Genomic DNA, 22,733 nt, shown 5'->3' on the forward strand with positions numbered 1-22,733 from the left:
CTTGAGCCCCGGGACAGGGGAGTTGATCGATAGGCGGTTCTGCTACCCACCGATTGGCTGATCCAATCCCATGCCCGGCCGAATATCTGTTGACCGGACTGTTTCGTACCAACAGACTTCCGTCTTTTGTGTATTCCTAAAGGTCTGTCTGATGCGTAAGTCATTCACTGTCGTGGCATTAAGCCTTCTTGTATCGCAGTACTCCCTCGCTGGCGAAGCCACCAATACGGCTATCGGTGGCGGTGTCGGCGGCGCCCTTGGCAGCGTGGTCGGTCAGGCTGTTGGAGGTAGCACCGGCGCTGCGATCGGAGCCGGCGTCGGTGGCGCGGCCGGGGGCGCGATGACCGCCAAGAGTGGCAAGAAGACCGAGTCGGCTATTGGCGGAGGTCTCGGTGCAGCGGGTGGCCAGGTCATCGGCAACAGTGTCGGTGGTTCCACCGGCGGCCTGATCGGTGCGGGTCTGGGCGGCGCAGCAGGTGGTGCGATCGGCAACAATATGGCCGATGACGACGATCATCACGATTCCGGCTACAAGCAAAAGAATAAACACAAGAACAAACATAAACACAAACATCACGACTGATCGCGGATGCCGAGAGCCGAGACTAAGCCGAGACCCTGAACCTGTGGTGAGGGAGCTTGCTCCCCCGCCACAGGTCGCAGTGGGTATCCATGCAGAAGCGGGGGACGATCATGGTGTCCACGTCGGCGGCGACGACAGCCGGACCTGAAGCGGCCTGATGCCCCATGCAAAACCCGGGGAACCGGTTCTGCAAGGGAGCACGCAAAAGATACTGCCTGCATTCATGGGAATATTTCCCACGTAGCTATACTGGGGTTAACTGTCCAGGAATGCGCTGAATGCAATCGTCTACCTTGCCCACCTCGCTCCTCAAAGCCCTGCGCCATGTCATGCGGCCGCTGGTACGCCTGATGCTGCGCAAAGGCGTCACGTACCTGGTTTTCGCCGACCTGCTCAAGGAGGTTTTCGTCGATGTGGCGGACCGTGAGTTCCGTCTGGACGACAAGGCACCGACCGACAGCCGCATCAGCCTGCTCACCGGCGTGCATCGCAAGGACGTACGGCGTTTGCGCAACAGCGGCGACCCCGCCACTTCCACGCTTCCGGAAAACATCACCTTCGGTGCGCAACTGGTCAACGCCTGGACCAGTGCCCCCTATTGCAACGACGCCGGCCAGCCATTGCCGCTGCCTCGCTTGGCCAGTGTCGGCGGCGACCGTTCCTTTGATGCTCTGGTGGCGAAGGTCAGCACGGACATCCGGGCGCGGGTGGTACTGGACGAATGGCTGCGCTTGGGCGTCGTGCGCCTTGACGAACAGGAGCGTGTGCACCTCGAAGCCCAGGCCTTCGTGCCGCAAAAGGGCTTCGATGAGAAAGCGGCTTACCTGGGGCATAACCTGCACGATCATGCCTGCGCTGCGGTACACAACTTGAGCGGCGAAGCCCCGGCCTTTTTTGAACGTAGCGTCCACTATGACGCACTGGCCCCGATGAGCGTCGAGGCGCTGCGCGAGGCCGTTGCCAGCGAGGGAATGCAGGCCCTGTTGAGCTTCAACCGACTCGCCGCCGAGCTGGAATTTCGCGACCTGCCCAGCCTCGAACCGCGCCAGCGCATCACGGTCGGCCTGTACTTCTACACTGAGGCTTGTGACCCCAACTCACCGACGGCTCCCAAGCCATGACCATCCATTTGCGCCTGATTCGAGCCGCCGCCCTCGCTTTGGGCCTCGGGTTTGCGATTGTGTTGCAAGCCGCGCCGGCCTGTGTCAGCCAGAATGACGCGGGCAGCAGTGAAGTGCCGCTCATCCAGGCGCCGGGTGGCACCGGCGGTACGGGCGCGGCGCCTGGCGGCATGGGCGGTACTGGCATCAGCACTGACAACGGCGGGGTGGGCGGTACCGGCGCACCGCTGAACAAGCGCCCCGGCGGGATCGGCGGCACCGGCATTGTCGGCACCATCACCGGGTTCGCCTCGATCTGCGTCAATGGCATGGAAGTGCACTTCAACAAAAACGTCCCTGTCAGCGAGAACGGCATTGCCGCCACCAGCACCCGTCTGGCAGTTGGCCAGGTGGTTGCCGTGGAAGCGTTCAATTCCCGGCGCGGTCTGGAGGCCGGGCGCATTGCTATCCTGCATGTCTATGAAGGCCCTTTGACAGCCCTGCCCAGAGACTCCCTGCCCATGCGTGTCATGGGCCAGCCGGTACGCCTGGCCAACGGTGCTCAAGTCGCTCCCGGCCTGCGTGCGGGTGATCCCGTACGGGTCAGCGGGCTGCGCGATGCCCGGGGTGAAGTGGTGGCCAGCCGCATCGACCGTGCGCCCGGCCTCAAGGAGGCCAGCGCCATCGGCCCGATCGATCGCAGCGGTTATCTGCAGGGCCTCAAACTCGGCAACCATCCGGGACCGGCGCAGGAAATGCTGGTGCGCGGCCAGTGGTCGGGACGCGAGCTGGAGGTGAGCCAAAGTCGCCCCGACCCGAGCCTGCCTTTCATTGGCCGTGCACATAATGCGGTGATCGAGGGCCTGGTACAGGGCCGGCAGGACAGTCGCCTGGTGGTGGGCGGCTTTAAAGTGACGATGGCGCGCGACACCGTGTTTGTCGGTGTGCAGTCTTCGCAGCTGACGCTGGATCGACGCGTGCGGGTCACCGGCGTGTTCAGCGGCGCACGGGAGGTACAGGCCACGCGTATCGAATTGCCCCGCGAGCGCTCCGATTCGCCAGCCGGCAACCAGCACGGGCGGATTCGAAACAGCGAGCAAAACACGGACGACCCAAGCGGCTCGGGCAATTCGGGCAGCTCGGACGATTTCAACAGCGCCGGCGACTCGAGCGGCTCCAACAGTTCCGGCAACTCGCGGGATTCGGGGAACTCGGGCAGTGACAGGAGCGGCCGTTCCGAGAGCGGTGGCAGCGTCGTCGACGATACTCGCCACGGGGGCAATGACAGTCATGGCGCTGGCGACAGGATCGAACGCGTGGACGTGGACAAGTCCGGCAAGTCGGAGCGTGTCGAGAAGGTCGAGCAATCCGGCAAAGTCGAGAGAGTGGAGAGGGTAGAGAAGGTAGAGAAAGTCGAAAAAGTTGAACGTCCGGAGAAAGTCGAGAAAGTCGATCGGCCAGAAAAGGTTGAGAAAGTAGACAAGGTTGATCGGCCAGAAAAAGTCGAAAAAGTCGAAAAGGTCGAGACCGTTGAAAAAGTCGACCGCTCTGGCAAGTCGGGTTAAACAGTGAAGGCATGATGCACTTGCGCCATAAGTCACTAGGCTGTGTAAGTCACGCAACAAAGCCTGCGTGTGAACTTCGATGACGCAAGACACGAGGTGAACATGGACCCCAAGCGCATCCTGCTCGTCGGTTGGCTGGCCAGCCTGGCCTTGCCGGCCCTGGCCGATACCTTCTCGACCTCGATCGGAACCGACTACTCCCGGGGCGATTATGGCACCGACACCACTTCCGAAACCTGGTACGTCCCGCTGGTGGGCAAATACGAAACCGGCCCCATGACCTACAAGCTCACAGTGCCCTGGCTGCGCATCACCAATCCTTCGGTCGGCCCTGACGGCGAGCCGTTGCCCGGCGGTTGCGACAAAGTGGAAAGCGGTTTGGGCGACACTGTTGTCGGTGCCGACTATGCCTTGCTTGACGGCAATATTGGCGGGCTGTTCGTGGATCTGATCGGCAAGGTCAAGTTGCCCACAGCCGACGAAGACAAGTGCCTGGGCACCGGAAAAACCGACTATTCCGCCCAGGTCGATGTCGCCAAAGCCTTCGGCAGGGTGACCGGGTTCGCCACGCTGGGCTGGAAAAAATTCGGCGATCCGTCGGGCTCCGACTTCGACAACCCGATATTCGCCGGCCTCGGCTTCGCCATGCCCGTGTTCGCGCGCACTTCGGCGGGGGTGTCCTACGACTGGCGGCAGAAGGTCGTATCCACGGGCGACCAGATCAAGGAACTCACCCTCTTCCTCACGCACAAGCTCAATCAGAACTGGAAGTTTCAGTTATATGCCGTCAAGGGGTTTTCCGACGCCAGCCCGGATGGCGAGGCTGGGCTGGTGTTCACCCACACCTACTGATACCTGCCAGTTTCCGGGCCTCGATGGGTTTCGTCGTCTCAACCCAGGCCTTCGCCTGCTTCGGTTCTGATGGTCGGTGGTTGACACACGGGCTGACAGGCCTAATCTAAAAGTGTGGGAATATTTCCCACGCACGGATGCCGACTGGCTCTGAAGGATCGTTCGGAAACCGCAGTTGCTTGTTATTGCTGCAAATTAATGGCCGTGCCGGTTGGCTGGCCGCTCCAATGGGCGGCCGGGAACTCACTGGACATTGCGTTCGATACGGACATGACTACGCAACTCCAAGCGGAGGTGCATCATGCTTCTAAAAAAATGTTTGTTGGCTCTGGCAATTGGCGCAGTTCTGTCTGCATCGACTGTGCTGGTGCCCGATTACATCGGTAGCTTCTCCAGCGCTTATGCCAAAGATGGCGGCAGCGGTGGTGGTGGCGGCAGCGGAGGCGGAGGCGGTGGCGGTCACGGTGGTGGCGGTGGAGGCTCTGGCTCCGGAGGCGGCGGTCATGGTGGTGACGGCGGAGGCGGCCACGGTGGTAGCGGTGGTGGCAGTGGCTCCGGCAGTGGAGGTTCCGGAGGCGGTGGTCACGGTGGTAGTGGCGGTGGCGGTAACGCTGGCAGCGGCCATGGCGATGGTGGCGGTGATGGTGCCGCAGGACATGGCGGCAAGGGGCGCGGCGATGCTGACCATGGTGGTGTTGCCGGAAACGCAGGCCCAGGCAATGCCCGTGGCGATAAGGCTGACAAGGCTGACAAGGCTGACAAGGCTGACAAGGCTGACAAGGCCGATAGAGCCGACAAGGCTAATAGGGCTGACAACAATGCCGCAGATGCAGCCAGAGACGCTGCCAAAGCTGATGCAGACGCAGCCCGAGATGCCGCCAGAGCTGCGGCTGATGCTGCCCGTGACGCTGCAAAAGCTGCAGGTGTAGCGGGTGCAGATGCAACCAGAGATGCTGCCAGGGCCGCTGCAGATGCCGCCAGGGACGCTGCCAAGGCAGACGCAGATGCAGCCAGAGATGCATCCAGGGCTGCTGCAGATGCTGCCAGGAACGCCGCAAAAGCTGATGCGAACGCGGCCAGAGAGGCGGCCAAGGCCGATAAGAGGGCAGCCAGAGAGGATGTGGCGGATGCCCCGGACGCTCCAGACGCCCCGGATGCTCCCGATGCCCCAGACGCGCCGGATGTCGACGTGGTTGAGGCACGGAACTAGGCCTGCACGCTACACAACGGCAGGCATACCCATAGAAAGCGTCCAGGGAATTTGAAGGGCGTATCGAAAAAAAAGTCGCAAACCCTGCAGGGTTTGCGACTTTTTTTGCCATCGTGTTGCGCGGTCGCGCTACACGGATCAGCCGTTGGTGCGATTGCTTGCCTTGGCCTTGCTTTGAGCTACAGCGGCTTCAGCCTTCTGCTTCTGCGCAACCTGGAAGGCTTCCATCGAGACCTTGCGGGCCGACTCCATGCGATTGAACGTCTTGTCACCACCACCGGTGGCCATCGCCAGAGAAGAAGCGGTAAGAGCGGCGATTACGAAGAGAGCTTTCATGGATTTCATTTGGATATCCTCAAGTGAGAAAGTGAAATGGGTAAACAGTGAAAAGCGCAATTTATTGGCCAAGGCTGAACGGGCTTGTTCAACCTGGCTTCACCAGCCAGCCAGGGCGGCGTTTCCGGTTCCCCAGGTGCGTTGCTCCATACGGCCTTCAGCGTCTTTGTTTTTCGCCCAGGCAGTGAGCAGCACCATCATTGCAAAGCCACCGACGATGAGAACCGGATAGGCTGCCAGCAACTCGACCAGCGAGTATTTCCAGGCCAGCGGACGACCGACACCGAGCATGGCGGCATAGAACCACGACACACCAGAGAGCGCGCCGGAGAACAGCGCCAGCATGCGCAAGTTGAAGGAGAGTTTGAGTATCGAACCGGCTTTTTTCAGCGCCGGCAATACAGCGCTATGCAACAGGAAACCGTTAAAGGTCAACAATACAACGATGCCGATTTTGGCTTGCAACTTTGGATTGAGGAAATATTCCATCCCCTTGCCGGCATAATCTATTCCGATAATACCAATGCCCGTAATCCAAAGAGCAACAAGTGCAAGTGATACGGTTTTTTGAAGGCTTTCCAGATGCGCGTCATCATGGTGACCCGACACATCCCCCTTCAGGAGTTGCTTGACCATGGCAATGTCACTGGTCAACACAAGCCCGATTGCAACGCAGCAGGCGATAAGATGGAAATATACAACGCCCAGGCGAACATATTCCGCGGCTGGCGAAGTCAGTATACCAAGATCCATGATTACCTCTTTGTACTCTTAGTGGATCAACATGACTTCAGCACGGCTTAGTTGCATTTGTCCGTTACTGACTGCAGTCAGGATCCAGAAATTTCTATTGTTTAATCTTGCGGCATTGTGCTGCGAAGAAAAAAGCGAGTTTAGCGAATGAACTTTTTGATCATTCGATTAGTTCCATTTTCAGGTAACAAAAAACCTCATTCGCACTGGGCGTCTATATGAGGTTTAACTTCCGCTTCTTGAGTCAGCTGAGCATCGGAGCCCGTGTGACCTGTTGCGTATTCTGAACGAAAAAAGCCGTCTCCGTTCATTTTTTGATCAATTTTGCTGACCAACGGCAGTACCGAAATTGATTTCATATTGCTATCGCCAGAGGGTGCAGCCAGCAGCACCACTGGCTTTCGGCGGGTCGGGAGGCGGATGAGAGCCCCGTCGATTTTTTCGTGTTTTTTTGCATATTCCAGGGTGAAAATCGGCGGTTGTAAGCCAATCAACCATCAAAAAAGCCCTGGTCGGGGTAAAAAACCAGGTTAATGCACTGACATTTTTTCCCCTCGAAAAAGCACATTCCGGACAGTTGATTGCGTCGGCATTAACAGAGCGGTCAACACCGCCTGGGAGGTGCTGCTGACTGACCCGTTTTTTGTCTTACCGAACCCGTTCGACCTCGCTCGGGCGCCACTCTTTCGTGAAGAACGACTCAAAGGGGCGGCCGCCGGTGACGTGTAGCCGTAGTAGAAGGCCGTGCGCGAATCAAGCGTGCGTGCGCGACTGACGGAAATTCCCAACGCGGCCTGTGACGATTACAACCCGCGAACGAACCCGTTACTGCGCCTTGAGCGATGCCTGACCTGAACGAGGTCGCCTGCGCGACCGCTTCGATAAACCTGGAGCGTCGCAGGTTTTGTCTATCCGGCGGAGGAGCCAGTGAGGTTGTTATATATAAGCAGGAGATCGACTGTTGGTCGGAAAAATGATGGATCGGGGCTTCATGAGGGTGCCTTGTTTTTGACGATTTTATAGCTAATATAAAACAATAGGTTAACGTCAAAAACTTCAGCTTGATGTGAAGGTGATTGCTTTTTGACGAACGGATTTCGTGCGACTTAAGTCTTATTTCCGAACGCCCCGGAGACTTGGACTTACGACCGGTGACCCGCGTCATCCCCGGTAACCTGCTATTAATCAATCAATGTTCGAGTGCTTATCTTTTCGGGAGCGTCTCATGAATCCAGTCATTCGCATCGGCATTGCCGACGATCATCCATTGTTGCGTGAGGGCGTTGCCAATACGTTGAGAAAACGGGCGGATCTTCAGGTCGTGGAGCAGGGCGTCAATGCGCAGGATGCCAGGGATATTGCCCAGAGGGCGCTCCCGGACGTGATGCTGATGGACGTCAATATGCCGGGCGATGTTTTCGCCGCGGTGCGGTTCATTTCCACTGAATTACCGGATGTGAAGGTGCTGATGCTGACGGTTTCAGAATCCGAAGATCACGCCTATTCGGCACTGGAGGCCGGCGCGCGCGGGTATGTTTTGAAAGGTGTCAGCGGACCGGAACTGGTCTTTGCGATCAGGTCGGTTGCCAAGGGTGAGACGTATATCACCCCCGAGTTTGCCAATAAGCTGCTGAGTAACTTCAAGAAGCGCGCAGCGGAGATTCACAAGATTGATCTGACCCATCGCGAGGAGCAGGTCATTCGTGAAGTTTCAAAGGGGCTGACCAATAAGGAAGTTGCGTCAAAGCTGTTGATCAGCGAAAAAACCGTCAAGCACCACATGACTTGCGTGATGCAGAAGCTGCACGCTCGAAATCGTGTCGAAGCGGTCACGGCCTTGCGGCATTACCGGGAGCGCGAAGTTGTCGGGCGACTTCACATCAGCGCAGGGACAACACAAGGGATGCCCGGAGCGGCTCCTGACTACTAGAGTTTGAACTGTGCATTGACCGATGTACCCGAGGTGCTGGAGTCGATGCTGAACAACCCGCCCAGCGCTTCAATGCGATAACGCAAACCGGCAAGCCCCAATCGGGTTCTACCGGATTTCTCGAGCAGCATGGCGTCCGCCGCCATGCCCGGACCACTGTCCCGGACACTGATGTCCAATACGTCATCAACGTATTGAGCCTGGATGACCTGACCCTCGCCGTTGGCATGCCGGTAAGCGTTGTTGAGGGCTTCTTGCACAAAACGGTACAAGCAGAGTTTGAGCGGCAGCGGCGCGGCCTCCGGTAGCGACCCCAGGGTTAATGTGACCCTGGTGCCTGTGCGCTGCTCGTGCCGTTGCGCCACCAGTTGCAACTCTTCCACCAGACTCAAATCGTTGATTTCCGGAAGCGCCAGGCCCCGTGATAGATCGCGGACTTCACGCAAGGCGTCGGTGGCGGCACCACGAATGGTTTCCAGCGACTCTTGATCGACAGCCGAGCAGTTTTCCACCAGATCGTCGAGTCGGATCAGGATCAGAGTCAATAACTGCGCCGGCCCATCGTGCAAGTCTGCACCAATGCGCCGCAAGGTGAGTTCGTTGACCCGGGAAAACTCTTGGGTAGCCGTCGCCATCTTGCGCTGGAGCGCGGCAATGCCGATGCGCAGGCGGGTTTGCTCCTTCAGCCGTACGCGCAGTGCCACTTGTTGTTGCTGGATAATCTTGTCGCCGCGTCGCACGATGAAGAAAAGCAGCGTCAGCATGGCCAGTGTCGCAGTGCCGACAACTATCCATACCTGCTGTCGGACCCGATTGATCTCGCGCTTGAGACTGTCGGCCCTTTCATAAAACTCGCCTACCGCGATGACTTTCCTGGAGTCGAAGTCCCGCAGCGGCGCGTAGATCTCATAGAGCGGCAGGTTGAGCTTGCGCTCGAACACGTTTTCATCCTGGTCCAGTTCTTCAAGGTCGGTGACCACATTTCCCTTGAGCGCCTCGCTTATCTCGTCTGTCGGGAATTTGCGGTTGGTGATGGCTTTGTTCGTGCTGTAGAGCACCGTGCCATCCGCTCGCCAGATCTTGATCGAGACAATGTGCTGATTTAGCGAACGACTTTCCATCAGGCGGTCCAGGGACTGGATACTTTCAGCCGAGAGGCTGTTGTCCCGCCCCATCTCCTGCACATAGGGCTCCAGAAAAGCTTCCATGTAGTGGGCGCCCGCTTCTGCCGCGCTCTGTACCGCGGCGCTTTCTATTCGTGTGCTCACCAGTTTGCCGACGAAGAACATGGTCAGTCCCAGGATCAGTGCGGCGGCAATGACAAACTGGGTCGAGCGACTCAGCTTGCGCGTCTGGGCCGCTATCCGGGTGCGCCAATGTCCCTTGCCATCGACATTGGAAACAGAGGCAGGTCCGACCAAAGTTTCAGGCTCGTCTGCGATAAAAGTCTCGTTTTTTGATTCGACCTTTGCATCTTTTGCCATGGCCTTGATTCCCTGAACATAGGTGACAAGTCGGTTGGTAAACCCTGCAACTCAAAGGTCATTCGGAGATTGCCATCATGTATGAGCTAAAGCGCTTCACCCTCAATCAAAACGATATTTCGTTTCTTGACCAGCAGGTTTCCTTTCCGACCATTCATGTCGTCGGTTACAACACCGCCGGTGATCCGCTCTACGGCTATCAGGGCTCGGATGGTAGTGTCCATGTGCTCGGCGTGCTGGGAAGTTTCAATCCGCTTGACGCGCCTCTTGGTGAAGCCATCTGGTACAACGGTGCCCGCGACCCGATCGGCTTGCGCAACGTCTCGGGGCACTTCAATAACATGACCCTGGATGGGCAGGCCTGGGGCAGTTTCGGCCAAAACTTCATACGCCTGACCCATTCGGACTACACGCACTACGTCCAACAGAACCTGAGCAATTCGGCATTGACGGGGGCGGGTGTACCTGTGGGCGCTACGCCCATGATTGACAGTAGTTCACTGTATAGCGATCCGACAGCTTCACTGGTGGACTACACGCCACGGATGATCAGCCAGACCATCGTCAGTGGTGGAGTGACGTTTGCCACCGATGCCAGCGGGCACATACAGCACACAGCCACTGGCGTTGCGATCGTTACGGATCCGGGGATCCTGAGCACCATTGGCGAAGTCGATACCACGTCGCCGGACTCCGGCCAGTACTACATCCGAAACCAGAATACTGTCAGCGGTGACCCGTCGACTACTGGCTGGTTCACACTGTTCGGGCAGTTTTTTGACCATGGACTGGACTTCATCAACAAGCCCAACCAAAACGCAACGATCACTATTCCCCTTGCGCCGGACGACCCGCTATACGGCACGATCGGCCCGGATGGGCAGCCTGTGTACTCGATCAAGGTACACCGGGCCTCCGTCAGCGAAGTGGACGGGCAGGGACAGGCGCAATACGTCAACCTCGACTCGCCCTATATCGACCAGAACCAGACGTATGGCTCCAATGACGCGGTGACGCAGTTGCTGCGTCAGTGGGTGACAGATCCAAATCATCCAGGGCAGTTCATTGCTGGCGCAGCGCTGTTCGATGGCACCACCTTGAGTGACGACGCGGCCTGGACCCTCAATGGCGTGTTGACCCACCAGACTTTGCCGACCCTGAGCGAACTGCGCGCCCATGTGCTGGCGACCGGCCGTGACGATCTGACCTGGGATGACATCGCCAACTTTCGCGTGCGCGATGCCAATGGCCATGTGCTGGATGCCGACCCCGGCACGCCTGGCGTGCAAGCGGTGTATACCCGCGAGGCGATCCTGCTGGACATGAATCCGCACTTCGATGATTTGCATATCGACCAAGCGAAACTGATGTCTCTGGATGCGCATATCACCAGTATTACCTTCGACGCGAACAACCCCTTCGGGATGGTCATCAACTACGATAATTCCGGACCGAAAAACCTGTTCAGCTTTGTCAATTTTGCCGACTTCTCCATCAGTGCCGCTGCGGGCAGTGCCGATTACGCGGTGGCCAACGAACTGCTGCTGCAATCGGTGGGCGACCACTACATTGCCGGTGACGGCAGGGTGAACGAAAACTTTGGCCTGACTGCGATCCACCATGTCTTCCACGAAGACCACAACGTGCAGTTGATTAACCTGCAAAATGAGGTGCTGGCGCAGACTGACGTCAACGTGCGGCACAACTGGCAGGTTCAGGTCAGCGATGGCAGTGGTGGTTTTTATTCCGATGCCAGCGGCAACTTCACCCTGGCTGATGGCCTGACGGTGTCCTGGGACCAGGACAAGCTGTTCTACGCCGCCAAACTGACCGTGGAAATGGAATACCAGCACGTTGCGATTGATCAGTACGCCCGGCTGATCACTCCGGATTTACCAGAGTTCGTGACTTATGACTCGGGCATCAACGCCAATATTTCGCTCGAATACGGCCAGGCAGCATTCCGTTTCGGTCACTCGCAACTGCGCGAAACCATCGATGCCCTTGAGAAAAATGCCAGTGGTGGTTATGACCTGACCGGCGCGATCACCCACTATGCGCTCGAGCAGGCATTCCTCAATCCCGGCGGTTTTGCCGAGGTTGGGCCGACGGCCATTGCCTTGGGCATGACCCGGCAGATCAGCAATGAAATCGACGAATTCGTCACCCCGGCCTTGCAACAGGGCCTGCTCGGTCAGCCGCTGGACCTGGCGACCATCAACCTGGCCCGTGGCCGTGACCTGGGACTGCCCACACTGAACCAGGCGCGTCAGCAGATTCACGATGCGCTGATTGCCGAGCGGGAGTCACCGGCAGGAGCTCAGCACCACACCAACCTGATCGTGGACGCCTTGACGCCCTATACCAGTTGGAGTGACTTCGCCAACAACATGATCCACCCCGAATCCCTGGTCAATTTCATCGCCGCGTATTCTTTTGACGGAGACAAGGCCCATGCCCAGGCGATCATTGATGCCGATGTATCAGGTGTCACGGTCAACTACGCGGGCGGGAGCGTCACGGCCGAAGAGGCGGCGTATTTTCTTTCCGGCGCCGCCGATGCCAATGGCAATCATGTGGCCGGCTATGACGGGTACAACGCGATCGACCTGTGGATCGGTGGCCTGGCGGAAAAACATGTCTACACCGGGCAATTGGGCACCACCTTCAATGCCATCTTCGAGGACCAGATGGAGCGGTTGATGGACGGTGACCGCTTCTATTACCTGTTCCGACTGGATCTGGGCTTGCCAGCGATGACCAACCTCAACGAGCAGGTGGTGACCGAACAATTCAAGGACATCATCGAGCGCACCACCGACGCCCGCCACCTGGCCGGCGACGTGTTCGGTTATGCCGACAGCTACATCGAACTGAACAATACCGACTCCGGTGCCAGTGCCACTGCGTACAAAAGCGAGCACAAGTACGGCACGCTGATTGCGGCAAACCACGTGGGCGTTTACTCGACCGGTGGCGCGGGCGGAATTGGCGGTAACGGTTTACTGGTCAGCCTGACCAACCCGGAAACGCATATCGCTCAATCCTATATCCGTGACTACCGTCCGGATCAGGGCGAGAACCCTGATGGCACCGCGGCAGTGGGGTACAACTCCCACGAAGTGTTGTCTGGCACCGACTACAACGATTGGCTCGACGCTGGTGACGGTGACGATACGATCTACGGCGAAGGTGGTGATGACATCCTTGATGGCAAGGCCGGTGCCGACCATATCTACGGTGGTGACGGCAACGATGTGATCTACGGCGGTGATATCGAAGATTTCCTCGATGGCGGGGAAGGGGACGACATTATCTATGCCGGGACCAGCGCCGGTGCCCTGGATGTGGTGATTGGCGGTAACGGTAACGATCACCTCTACGGTGAAGCGGGTATCGACGAGTTGTACGGCGGCGCCGGCAATGACTACATCGATGCAGGCGGCGACACTGATCTGGTGCATGGCGGTGACGGTAACGATGAGATCTACGGTGGCGACGGCCCGGACATTCTGTTCGGTGAAGACGGTGATGACATCATTTCCGGTGGCTCCACCGGCGACCAGGAGTTCGGCGGTGTCGGTGACGACATTCTGTTGCCAGGCCTGGGTGGTGCACCGGGTCAAGGGGACGGTGATGAGGCCTTGGGCGACGTGGGTTTCGATATTGCTGCCTTCAGCGATGTGAACATCTCCTTGGACGCAGCGGCAGACCTCAATAACCAAAACATCGTGGCTGCACCAGGCACTGCAGTGTTGTTCCAGCCGTTCAACGCCTTACTGACGGACATAGAAGGACTGATCGGCTCACGCTTCAGTGACAGCCGTCCGAATTCGGCGACCCCGTCCAGCCCAATGGCGGGCCTGATCGGCAATGCCACAGAGAACTGGCTGATTGGAGGCAGTGGCGATGACGTCTCCCAGGGGAACGGCGGCAATGATGTGATCGTCGGCGATTCGATCCATCTCGCCGATTTGAACCACTTGCTCGCCAGCCAGGGTTTTGCTCAACACTTTACTGGCCTGCAAGCGACCCGGGCGGATTTCATACTGGGTGACAACCACGCAGCTTCCGGTACGGCTGACGGCGCAGCAGATGCGGCACTGTTCAGCGGCAATTTTGCCGACTACAGCATCACCAGGTTCACCGATACCCGGCCGGGGGGAGAACTGATCACGGCATTCAAAGTGGTGGACCTGCGACTCGGCACGGCTAACGTCGACGGCACCGACATCGTGATGGGGGTGGAAAAACTGCGTTTCGCCGACCGTACGATCAACCTGAGTCTCACTAACCAACTGCCGACCGGTAATGTGGTGCTGTCTGGCTTTGCCACCGCACCGTCTACCCCAAGTCGCCCGGTGCCGACCCAATATCGGCTGACGGCCAACACTTCGGCTATCCAGGACGCAGACGGTTTGCCTGGGCCAAGCGGTTTCTCCTATCAATGGCAAGCACTGGTGGGTGCGACCTGGCTGAGCATCGCCGGAGCGAATGCTTCGACCTTTGCGCCCACCTCGGCACAGTTCGGCCAGCAACTGCGTGTGGTTACAACTTATACGGACAACAGCGGGACAGTGGAGCAACTGACGTCGGCCCCGTCAGAGGCAGTCGGGCGCTTCATTGAAGGCAGCAACTTCTTCAGTAACACGCTCAATGGCACCAATTATCAGGACATCCTGATGGGCTATTCGGGCAACGATGTCCTCAACGGTGGCCTGGGTTCCGACTTGCTGGATGGTGGTAGCGGCAACGACACGATGCGAGGTAATGCTGGCAACGATATCTACATGGTCGATGCCAATGGCGATGTGGTGCAGGAGAATTTTGCCGAGGGCACCGATACGGTGATGTCTTCTGTGAGCTACACCCTGGGCGCGAACGTCGAGAACCTGACTCTGGTGGGTTCCAGCAACATCAACGGTACCGGTAACGCTCTGGACAATGTCATCCACGGCAATGGCAGCAATAACCAGCTCAGTGGCCAGGCGGGCAATGACGTGATCTTCGGCGATGCCGGCAACGATATTTTGCTGGCATCGCTGAACGACGGCAACGACCGCTATGACGGTGGCTCGGGAGTCGACACCTACAATTTGTCCTCCACTTCGGCGGCAGCAACGGTCGATCTGGTAGCGGGCATATCCAGCAGTGCACAGACCGGTAGTGATCTGCTGACGGGCATCGAGAACGTCATCGGCGGTTCGGGTAGCGATCACATTCAAGGCGATGCGGCCAGTAACCTGTTGCAAGGTCAGGGCGGCAATGACTGGATTGACGGTGGCAGCGGTGATGACCGTGTAGTGGGTGGGCAGGGCCTGGACAACGTGTCTGGTGGTCTTGGCAATGACACCTTTGTCGCGTCGGTCAACGATGGCAATGACACCTACGATGGCGGTGGCGGCACCGACATCTATGACCTTTCGGGGACATCGGCCAATGCAACGGTCAATCTGTCCACCGGCCTGGCCAGCAGCGCTCAGACGGGCAATGACACGTTGATCAGTATCGAGAGTGTTGTCGGCGGCAGTGGCACCAACAGCCTGACCGGTGACAACGGCAACAATGCGCTGACGGGGCAGGGTGGTATCGACACCCTGAGCGGCGGTGGCGGTGACGATACGCTGACCGGTAATGGCAACCGCGATACGCTGACCGGCGGCGCCGGGTCAGATATTTTCATGTTCAGTTCGATCAACGATTCGGGCACCTCGAATGCGAGCCGTGACGTGATCACCGACTTTGTACAGGGCACCGATCATATCGATCTGACCCAGATCGATGCCCGGACGTCCGGTGCAGGTGCAGGCGGTAATCAGGACTTCAACTTCCTCGGCGCCTGGAGCGGAGTGGGCAACGAGTTCAACGACCAGGCGCAATTGAAGTACCACTTCGTCAACGTCGGCGGGGTCGATCACACTTATGTGGAGGGCAACGTGAACAACGGTAATGGCGCCGACTTCCAAATTGACCTGGTCGGTCATGTGGCCCTCACCGCGAGTGATTTTGTCGGCGTGGTGTAAGGCTTTAAACCGAAACGGCGCCCTCCGTTGAAAGGGGCGCCGTTTTTTATGATGAAGGTGCGCGTTCAGACCATCGCACCCAGCACATGTCAGATGCCATCAATACGATTGAAGCCGGTTTTCGTTCCCCAATCGAAGATCGGTAGCCATCCAGATCCCCGACCCTATGGACGTGAGCCATGATTTCTACGCCTGAGTTTCGTCATATTATTGAACATGAATTTCAACCTCTTTCGTGTACCTGCACGGTAAACCCGGATGGATCACTGATGATCAAAGTGTTCGATTCGATATCCGGGCGGATTGATCTGCTGGCCACTGCGGCCATGACCAGCGAACTGAACTCCAGCCGTGCCATTGCCAATCTGATTGGTGAGCTTCGCTCTGAAATGGCAGAGCACCATGCAATGGGCACTGTGGTGTTAACGATATAGCGAAGGCTATTTCGCCTTGGATGAAGCAGAGCCATTGTCACTAGTGGGAGGCCGGTTTTGGCCGATTTCTGCCTGGCGCGACGGGTAGAAATCACCCCGTTTTAGCGGTGACTCAACGCAGTGCTGTGATTCACCTGCGACGAGATACGCATACCCGGTCATGGGCACGGGCCATAGCACTTGCAGTGCCATCCAGGTCAGTCAATGGGCAGCGATATTGTCAGTCTCGTTCCTTTGTCCGGTGCGCTGTCGATCGTGAATTCCCCGCCCAGCATGCTGATGCGTTCCTTCATGCCCACCAACCCGAACGAGTTCAGTTTTTTGCGATCCGTCATGCCTACGCCGTTGTCCTTGATCTGCAAGTAAAGCCGGCGACCCTCCCTGGAAAGTTCGATGTGCACCTGTGTCGCTTGCGCGTGCCGGGCAATATTCGACAGTGATTCCTGCACGATGCGGAATAGCGTCGTGGCGGATTTTTCATTCAGGTCGCAACGGAAATTTTCGTCTTTGGCCGACATCGTGCAATCGATCGCGCTGCGCTGCCGGAACTCTTCAAGTTGCCACTCGATCGCGGCCTGCAATCCCAGGTCGAGTACGGGTGGTCGAAGATCATTGATGATGCTGCGCACACTGCGGATGGCCGTATCGAGGTGATTCAGCGCATCGCTGGCCTTTTCGTTGAGCCTGGGGTGCATGGTACGGGTGCGCGCCTGCAGCATGGAGACATCGATTCGCAACGCCAGCAGACTCTGTCCCAGCTCGTCGTGGATGTCGCGTGCGATGCGCTTTCGCTCTTCTTCCTTGATGTGCTCCTGATAGGAGGCCAGTTCACGCAGCTGCCGCTTCGATTGCAGCAATTCTTCGGCCTGCATCGTCAGTTTGCGCTGCAAGTAGTACAGGTCGACAAACACCTGGATCTTGGCGCGAAGCACTTCGGCCACAATCGGCGAGAAGATGTAATCCACGGCGCCGGACGTATAACCGCGGAAACGCTCGGAGTCGGTGTCGGCCTCCGCGGTGACGAAGATAATGGGTGTATGGGCCGACTTCGGGCGGCCGTGAATGAGTGCAGCGGTTTCAAAACCGTCCATCGCCGGCATTTTCACGTCGAGCAGAATGACGGCGAAGTCGCGTTGCAATAGCAGGCGCAGCGCCTCGCGTCCGGAAGTCGCCGTGGCGACATCGAGGCCCATGTCGGTAATCACTGCGGCGAGCGCGGTGAGCTTGGCGGGGTTGTCATCCACCAGCAACACCGATGCTGGCACGCCATCAGGCGGGGCCGGGTGCCGCACCTGGGCTCTTTCATTGAATACCGGAGGTTGCTTCATCGATAGAGCCATTTGCGCATCAGTGACAGCAGCTGGTCGGTATCCACCGGCTTGCTGACATAGTCCGAGGCGCCTGCCTCGATGCACTTTTCACGGTCACCCATCATCGCCTTGGCCGTCAGCGCAATCATGGGCAAGGCTTCAAATCGTTTGAAGGTACGGATCTGGCGCATGGTTTCAAAGCCATCCATCTCGGGCATCATGATGTCCATCAGCACGATGTCGGTATCGGGCTGCTGCTGCAGCAGTTCTATGGCGGTTCGGCCGTTTTCGGCCGTGGCCACCCGCATGTTGTTGCTTTCGAGCACGCTGGTCAGGGCAAAGATATTGCGCACGTCGTCGTCGACCACCAGGGCCTTTTTACCCTCGAGGCTGTCCGAGCCCTCATAGAGTTTTTCCAGCATCCTGCGCTGGGTCTGCGACAGCCTGTCGACGACACGGTGAAGAAACAGTGCGGTTTCGTCGAGAATGCGCTCGGGGGATTGAACAGCCTTGATCACGCCCTTGCCCAGCAGTGTCCTGAAACGCTCGTGTTGCGGCTTGGTCAGTGTCTCAGCACCATAGACGACGATCGGCAATTCACGCATGGCCTGGTCTTGCTGCAACGCCTCCAGGAGCTTGATGCCGGATGCGTCGTGCAGTTCGAGATGGATTGCCATGCAGTCGTAGCGTTTCTTTGCCAGTTTCTTCAAGGCTTCAGCGCCGCTGGCGGTCGTTTCGATCTTGACGTCGGTGTTGCCGAGCAGATCGAGGATACGGGCGCGGTTCGCTTCGTCGCCGTCGATCAGCAGCAGGTTCCTGGTCTTGCGTCCTGCGAAAGCCACGATGCCGACCAGCGCATGCTGAATCTCGTCGGCTGTGACCGGCTTGAGCAGATAGTCGAAAGCGCCATAGCGCAGCCCGCGTGTGCGGTCGTCAGCGTTCGAGATGATCTGGACCGGGATGTGACGCGTGGCGAAATTCCCCTTCAACTGCTCGAGCAGCAACCAGCCATCGATGTCCGTCAGGCCCGGGTCCAGCGTGATCGCGGCGGGTTTGAAGCGCTCGACCAGCTCCAGTGCATCCGCGCCACGGGTCGTGACGATAGCCCTGAACCCTTCCTGGTGCGCGGCCTCGAGCAGGATGCCGGCAAATCGGGCATCGCCCTCGAGCATCAGCAGCACCTGGTCGCCGGGTTGGATCGACTCGCGGTCGTCGAGTATCTGTGCAGTCGGACCTGACAGGAGGTCGCGCCTGACCTGGCCAGGTGCTGTCTCTGTCGCTGGTTCGTCCAGCATCTGACGCTGGGCATCCTGTGTTCGCAAGGGCACGTACAGCGCAAAAGTACTGCCCTTGCCGATCTCACCGGGGATCAACCGCAGCTCACCGCCCAGCCGGTGTGCGAGCTCGCGGCTGATCGACAGGCCGAGGCCGGTGCCACCGTATTTTCGTGAGGTTCCGGTATCGGCTTGCTGGAACGCCTCGAAGATCAGCTTCTGCTTGCCGGCCGAGACGCCGATGCCGGTGTCGGTGACCACGAAGGCGACCACCGCATCGGCGCGATTCAGTTCGCTGTGATCCACACTCCACCCGGACACAACGGGCTCGATGCTGATCCTGACGCTGCCTTGTTCAGTGAACTTGAAGGCGTTGGACAGCAGGTTCTTGACCACCTGCAGCAGGCGCTTTTCGTCGGTCCACAAGACGGGGGGCAGGGTAGGTGCCAGTTCAATCGTGAAGGTCAGGCCCCGGCTTTCGGCGACCGGCCTGAAGGTGCGTTCGATCTGGTCGTGCAGATCGGCGAACCGCGCTTCATTGAGATCCAGTGTGACCGTACCCGACTCGATCTTGGACAGGTAGAGAATCTCGTCGATCAGCTCCAGCAGGTCTTTGCCCGCGCTGCGGATGGTCTTGGCATATTCGACCTGCCTGGGGGTGAGATTGTGTTGCGCGTTGTCGCTGAGCTGCCGGGCCAGGATCAGCAAGCTGTTCAAGGGCGTTCTGAGCTCATGGGACATGCTGGAGAGGAATTCGGACTTGTACTTCGAGGTCAGCGTCAGCTGCTCCGCCTTCTCCTCCAGCGACAGCTTGGTGATTTCGACTTCACGGTTCTTGCGCTCGACTTCGGCTTTCTGCTCCGCCAGCAGGCCGGCCTTGTCCTCCAGTTCCTCGTTGGTCTGTCTCAGTTCCTCCTGTTGCCTTTGCAGTTCGTGCGCCAGCGATTGCGACTGCTTGAGCAGTTCTTCGGTACGCATGTTGGCTTCGATCGTGTTGAGCACGATACCGATCGATTCGGCCAGCTGATCGAGGAAGGTTTGATGAATGATGCTGTAGCGCGTGAACGAAGCCATTTCGACGACGGCCTTGACCTTGTTCTCGAACAGGATCGGCAACACGATGATATTCAGCGGGGCGGCAGCACCCAGTCCCGATGAAATCGCGACGTAATTGGCCGGTACATCGGTCAGCAGGATGCGCCGCTTCTCGTAGGCGCATTGCCCGACCAGGCCCTCGCCGAGCCGCCACTCATCGTTCACATTGATGTTGCCCTTGTACGCATAAGCGGACAGCAGCTTGAGTTTCGCCGGATCCGGCGGGTTCTCGTCCATCATGTAGAACACACCGTGCTGGGCGTTGATCAGCGGAGCCAGTTCAGACAGCACCATCTTGGAGACTGCCGCCAGATCGCGCTGGCCCTGCAGCAGACGGTTGAACTTCGCCAGATTGCTCTTGAGCCAGTCCTGTTCCGCGTTTTGCCGCGTGGTTTCGCGCAGGTTGCGGATCATCTCGTTGACGTTGTCCTTCAGTTCCGCCACTTCACCCTTGGCTTCCACCTCCACGTAACGGGTCAGATCGCCCTTGGTCACGGCAGTCGCCACATCGGCAATGGCGCGCACCTGGTTGGTCAGGTTGGCCGCCAGACCGTTCACGTTGTCCGTCAGATCGCGCCAGGTGCCGGCAGCACCCGGCACGTTGGCCTGGCCCCCCAGCTTGCCCTCGACGCCCACTTCACGCGCCACCGAGGTCACCTGATCGGAGAACAGCGCCAGCGTATCGGTCATACCGTTGATGGTGTCGGCCAGTTCGGCGATCTCGCCCTTGGCTTCCAGTGTCAGCTTCTTCTTCATGTCGCCGTTGGCGACGGCGGTCACCACTTTCGCGATGCCTCGCACCTGGCTGGTCAGGTTGGCCGCCATGAAGTTCACGTTTTCGGTCAGATCCCTCCAGGTGCCAGACACGCCTTGCACCTGTGCCTGCCCCCCGAGCTTGCCTTCGGTGCCGACTTCGCGCGCCACCCGCGTCACTTCGGCGGCAAAGCTATTGAGCTGGTCCACCATGGTGTTGATGGTGTTCTTCAGCTCCATGATTTCGCCCTTGGCTTCCACGGTGATCTTGCGCCCCAGGTTGCCTTTGGCCACGGCCGTCGTCACGTCGGCGATGTTGCGCACCTGATTGGTCAGGTTGGCCGCCATGCTGTTGACCGAGTCGGTCAAGTCTTTCCAGGTCCCACCGACGCCCGTCACCTTGGCCTGGCCGCCGAGTTTGCCGTCCGTCCCCACCTCGCGAGCCATGCGCGTCACTTCGTCGGCAAAGGTCGAGAGCTGGTCCACCATGGTGTTGATGGTTTCCTTGAGCTGGAGAATTTCACCTTTGGCTTCGGCGGTGATCTTGCGCGACAGGTCGCCGTTGGCCACCGCCGTCGTCACGTCGGCAATGTTGCGCACCTGGGTGGTCAGGTTGGCCGCCATGCCGTTGACCGAATTGGTCAAGTCCTTCCAGGTACCGGACACGCCGGTCACTTCGGCCTGTCCGCCCAGTTTGCCTTCGGTACCGACTTCCAGCGCGACGCGTGTCACCTCCGAGGCGAAGCTGGAGAGCTGGTCGACCATCGTGTTGATGGTGTTTTTCAGTTCGAGAATCTCGCCCTTGGCTTCAACGGTAATTTTCTTGCCAAGGTCGCCGCGCGCCACCGCCGTCGTCACCTGTGCGAGGTTGCGCACCTGGGTGGTCAGGTTGGCCGCCATGCCGTTGACCGATTCGGTCAGGTCGCGCCAGGTGCCTGATACGCCGCGCACTTCCGCCTGGCCGCCCAACTTGCCTTCGGTACCGACTTCCAGCGCCACGCGGGTCACCTCAGCCGCGAAACTCGAGAGCTGGCCGACCATGGTGTTGATGGTGTTTTTCAGCTCGAGAATCTCACCCCGGGCTTCGACGGTAATCGTCTTGCCCAGATCGCCTTTGGCCACTGCAGTGGTCACGTAAGCGATGTTGCGCATCTGGGTGGTCAGGTTGGCGGCCATGTCGTTGACGGAGTCGGTCAGGTCTTTCCAGGTGCCGGACACCCCTTTGACATTGGCCTGCCCACCGAGAATCCCCTCAGTGCCGACTTCGCGCGCCACGCGGGTGACCTCGGAAGCGAAGGAACCCAGTCGCGTCACCATTGTGTTGACGATCTCGGCGGACTTGAGGAACTGGCCCCGCAGTTTCAGACCGTCTAGTACCGGCGGTACCCGCTGGCTCAGATTACCCTCGGCAACCGAACCGACCACGCGAATGATCTCGTTCATCGGGCTGATGAGGTCGCTGGTGAGCGCATTGCTGGAGTTGACGATCTTTTGCCACGAGCCTTTCATCATCGGCAATTGGATTCGCTCATCGACCTTGCCCTGCTTGCCGATCAGTTGCGCCACGCGCTCGAATTCGGTGGTGGTCTCGGCGGCCATGTCGATGATTTCGTTGAGCGTGTCGGCGATCTTGCCCGGCATGCCGGTCCAGTCTTCCGGCATACGCGTAGTGAAGTCACCTTTGCGCAACGACTTCAGCGCTGCCAGCAATGTCTTCATGTCCAATACTTCGATCGGTGTCGTCACTGTGGCCATGTCTTTGTCCAGTCAGAATGATGCCGCGGGCAAGGCATCACCCCTTGCCGCAGGAGCCGGCATTGCAGTGTTTACCCTGTTGAAAACTGCGCGCTGGCTTACGAAATACTAGCAAGGTTGACGCAATGCCCCGGATCCTGGGGGCAATTGTCATCTTGCAGTGCAATCCCGACCTGCTAACGTAGAACCCGGCAGCAGATTCAATGGCTTGCTGGCCACTGGCCGCAGGATGGGTGTGGGAATGCATGAGCGCGCACTTCTGTAGCGGCGGGGCCG

Annotated in this window: 14 protein-coding genes; 8 read left to right on the plus strand and 6 right to left on the minus strand. The window is 58.7% G+C overall.

Annotated features, from left to right (window positions below):
* The first annotated feature begins 151 nt into the window (after positions 1 to 151).
* The 5 genes from ACXX83_RS08075 (at position 152) to ACXX83_RS08095 (ending at position 5,029) form a co-directional block, all read left to right on the plus strand.
* On the plus strand, positions 152 to 583 hold the full coding sequence (locus ACXX83_RS08075) for a glycine zipper domain-containing protein (RefSeq protein WP_458548065.1): 432 nt from the start codon (positions 152 to 154) through the stop codon (positions 581 to 583).
* Between the two features lie 278 nt (positions 584 to 861).
* Complete coding sequence (locus tag ACXX83_RS08080) at positions 862 to 1,704, plus strand: DUF6502 family protein (protein ID WP_217838057.1); 843 nt, start codon at positions 862 to 864, stop codon at positions 1,702 to 1,704.
* Positions 1,701 to 3,248 (plus strand): DUF5666 domain-containing protein, encoded by a 1,548-nt coding sequence (locus ACXX83_RS08085; RefSeq protein WP_458548066.1) that lies wholly within the window; start codon positions 1,701 to 1,703, stop codon positions 3,246 to 3,248. Before ACXX83_RS08080 ends, ACXX83_RS08085 begins: the two co-directional genes overlap by 4 nt.
* A gap of 102 nt (positions 3,249 to 3,350) precedes the next feature.
* Entirely contained in the window at positions 3,351 to 4,100 is a 750-nt protein-coding gene (locus tag ACXX83_RS08090; RefSeq protein ID WP_458548067.1) for a transporter family protein, read from the plus strand.
* Between the two features lie 401 nt (positions 4,101 to 4,501).
* Entirely contained in the window at positions 4,502 to 5,029 is a 528-nt protein-coding gene (locus ACXX83_RS08095) for a hypothetical protein (protein ID WP_458548068.1), read from the plus strand.
* A 419-nt stretch (positions 5,030 to 5,448) separates the two neighbouring features.
* Here ACXX83_RS08095 and ACXX83_RS08100 read toward each other — a convergent pair whose 3' ends face one another.
* The 3 genes from ACXX83_RS08100 to ACXX83_RS08110 all read right to left on the minus strand — a co-directional run bounded on the left by ACXX83_RS08100 (position 5,449) and on the right by ACXX83_RS08110 (position 6,893).
* Positions 5,449 to 5,655 (minus strand): co-regulatory protein PtrA N-terminal domain-containing protein, encoded by a 207-nt coding sequence (locus ACXX83_RS08100; RefSeq protein WP_116583088.1) that lies wholly within the window; start codon positions 5,653 to 5,655, stop codon positions 5,449 to 5,451.
* Positions 5,656 to 5,745: 90 nt separating this feature from the next.
* On the minus strand, positions 5,746 to 6,399 hold the full coding sequence (locus tag ACXX83_RS08105; protein WP_458548069.1) for a hypothetical protein: 654 nt from the start codon (positions 6,397 to 6,399) through the stop codon (positions 5,746 to 5,748).
* A 197-nt stretch (positions 6,400 to 6,596) separates the two neighbouring features.
* A complete protein-coding gene (locus tag ACXX83_RS08110) occupies positions 6,597 to 6,893 on the minus strand; it encodes a hypothetical protein (RefSeq protein ID WP_217838060.1) in 297 nt (98 codons plus the stop codon).
* Between the two features lie 731 nt (positions 6,894 to 7,624).
* On the opposite strand from ACXX83_RS08110, the gene ACXX83_RS08115 reads away from it, so the two are divergent.
* The gene (locus ACXX83_RS08115; protein ID WP_015094728.1) at positions 7,625 to 8,329 is read left to right on the plus strand and encodes a response regulator; all 705 of its coding nucleotides are present in this window, start codon (positions 7,625 to 7,627) and stop codon (positions 8,327 to 8,329) included.
* On the opposite strand, the gene ACXX83_RS08120 is transcribed toward ACXX83_RS08115, so the two are convergent.
* Positions 8,326 to 9,813, minus strand: coding sequence for a sensor histidine kinase (locus ACXX83_RS08120; protein ID WP_458548070.1), 1,488 nt, complete (start codon positions 9,811 to 9,813; stop codon positions 8,326 to 8,328). The genes ACXX83_RS08115 and ACXX83_RS08120 overlap by 4 nt on opposite strands.
* Positions 9,814 to 9,890: 77 nt before the next feature.
* Here ACXX83_RS08120 and ACXX83_RS08125 point away from each other — a divergent pair, with 77 nt between their 5' ends.
* Both ACXX83_RS08125 and ACXX83_RS08130 read left to right on the plus strand, forming a co-directional pair.
* Positions 9,891 to 15,836 carry a peroxidase family protein gene (locus ACXX83_RS08125; RefSeq protein WP_458548071.1) on the plus strand — a complete coding sequence of 1,982 codons (5,946 nt, stop codon included), beginning with the start codon at positions 9,891 to 9,893 and terminating at the stop codon, positions 15,834 to 15,836.
* Between the two features lie 179 nt (positions 15,837 to 16,015).
* Entirely contained in the window at positions 16,016 to 16,270 is a 255-nt protein-coding gene (locus ACXX83_RS08130; protein ID WP_015094731.1) for a DUF1652 domain-containing protein, read from the plus strand.
* 197 nt (positions 16,271 to 16,467) lie between these two features.
* On the opposite strand, the gene ACXX83_RS08135 is transcribed toward ACXX83_RS08130, so the two are convergent.
* Both ACXX83_RS08135 and ACXX83_RS08140 read right to left on the minus strand, forming a co-directional pair.
* A complete protein-coding gene (locus ACXX83_RS08135; RefSeq protein WP_217838064.1) occupies positions 16,468 to 17,598 on the minus strand; it encodes an ATP-binding response regulator in 1,131 nt (376 codons plus the stop codon).
* Positions 17,595 to 22,457: a HAMP domain-containing protein gene (locus ACXX83_RS08140; RefSeq protein ID WP_458548072.1), complete on the minus strand. Its 4,863-nt coding sequence runs from the start codon at positions 22,455 to 22,457 to the stop codon at positions 17,595 to 17,597. The genes ACXX83_RS08135 and ACXX83_RS08140 overlap by 4 nt, the downstream gene beginning before the upstream one ends.
* Between the last annotated feature and the right edge of the window lie 276 nt (positions 22,458 to 22,733).

This window comes from Pseudomonas sp. GNP012 (assembly GCF_054343835.1).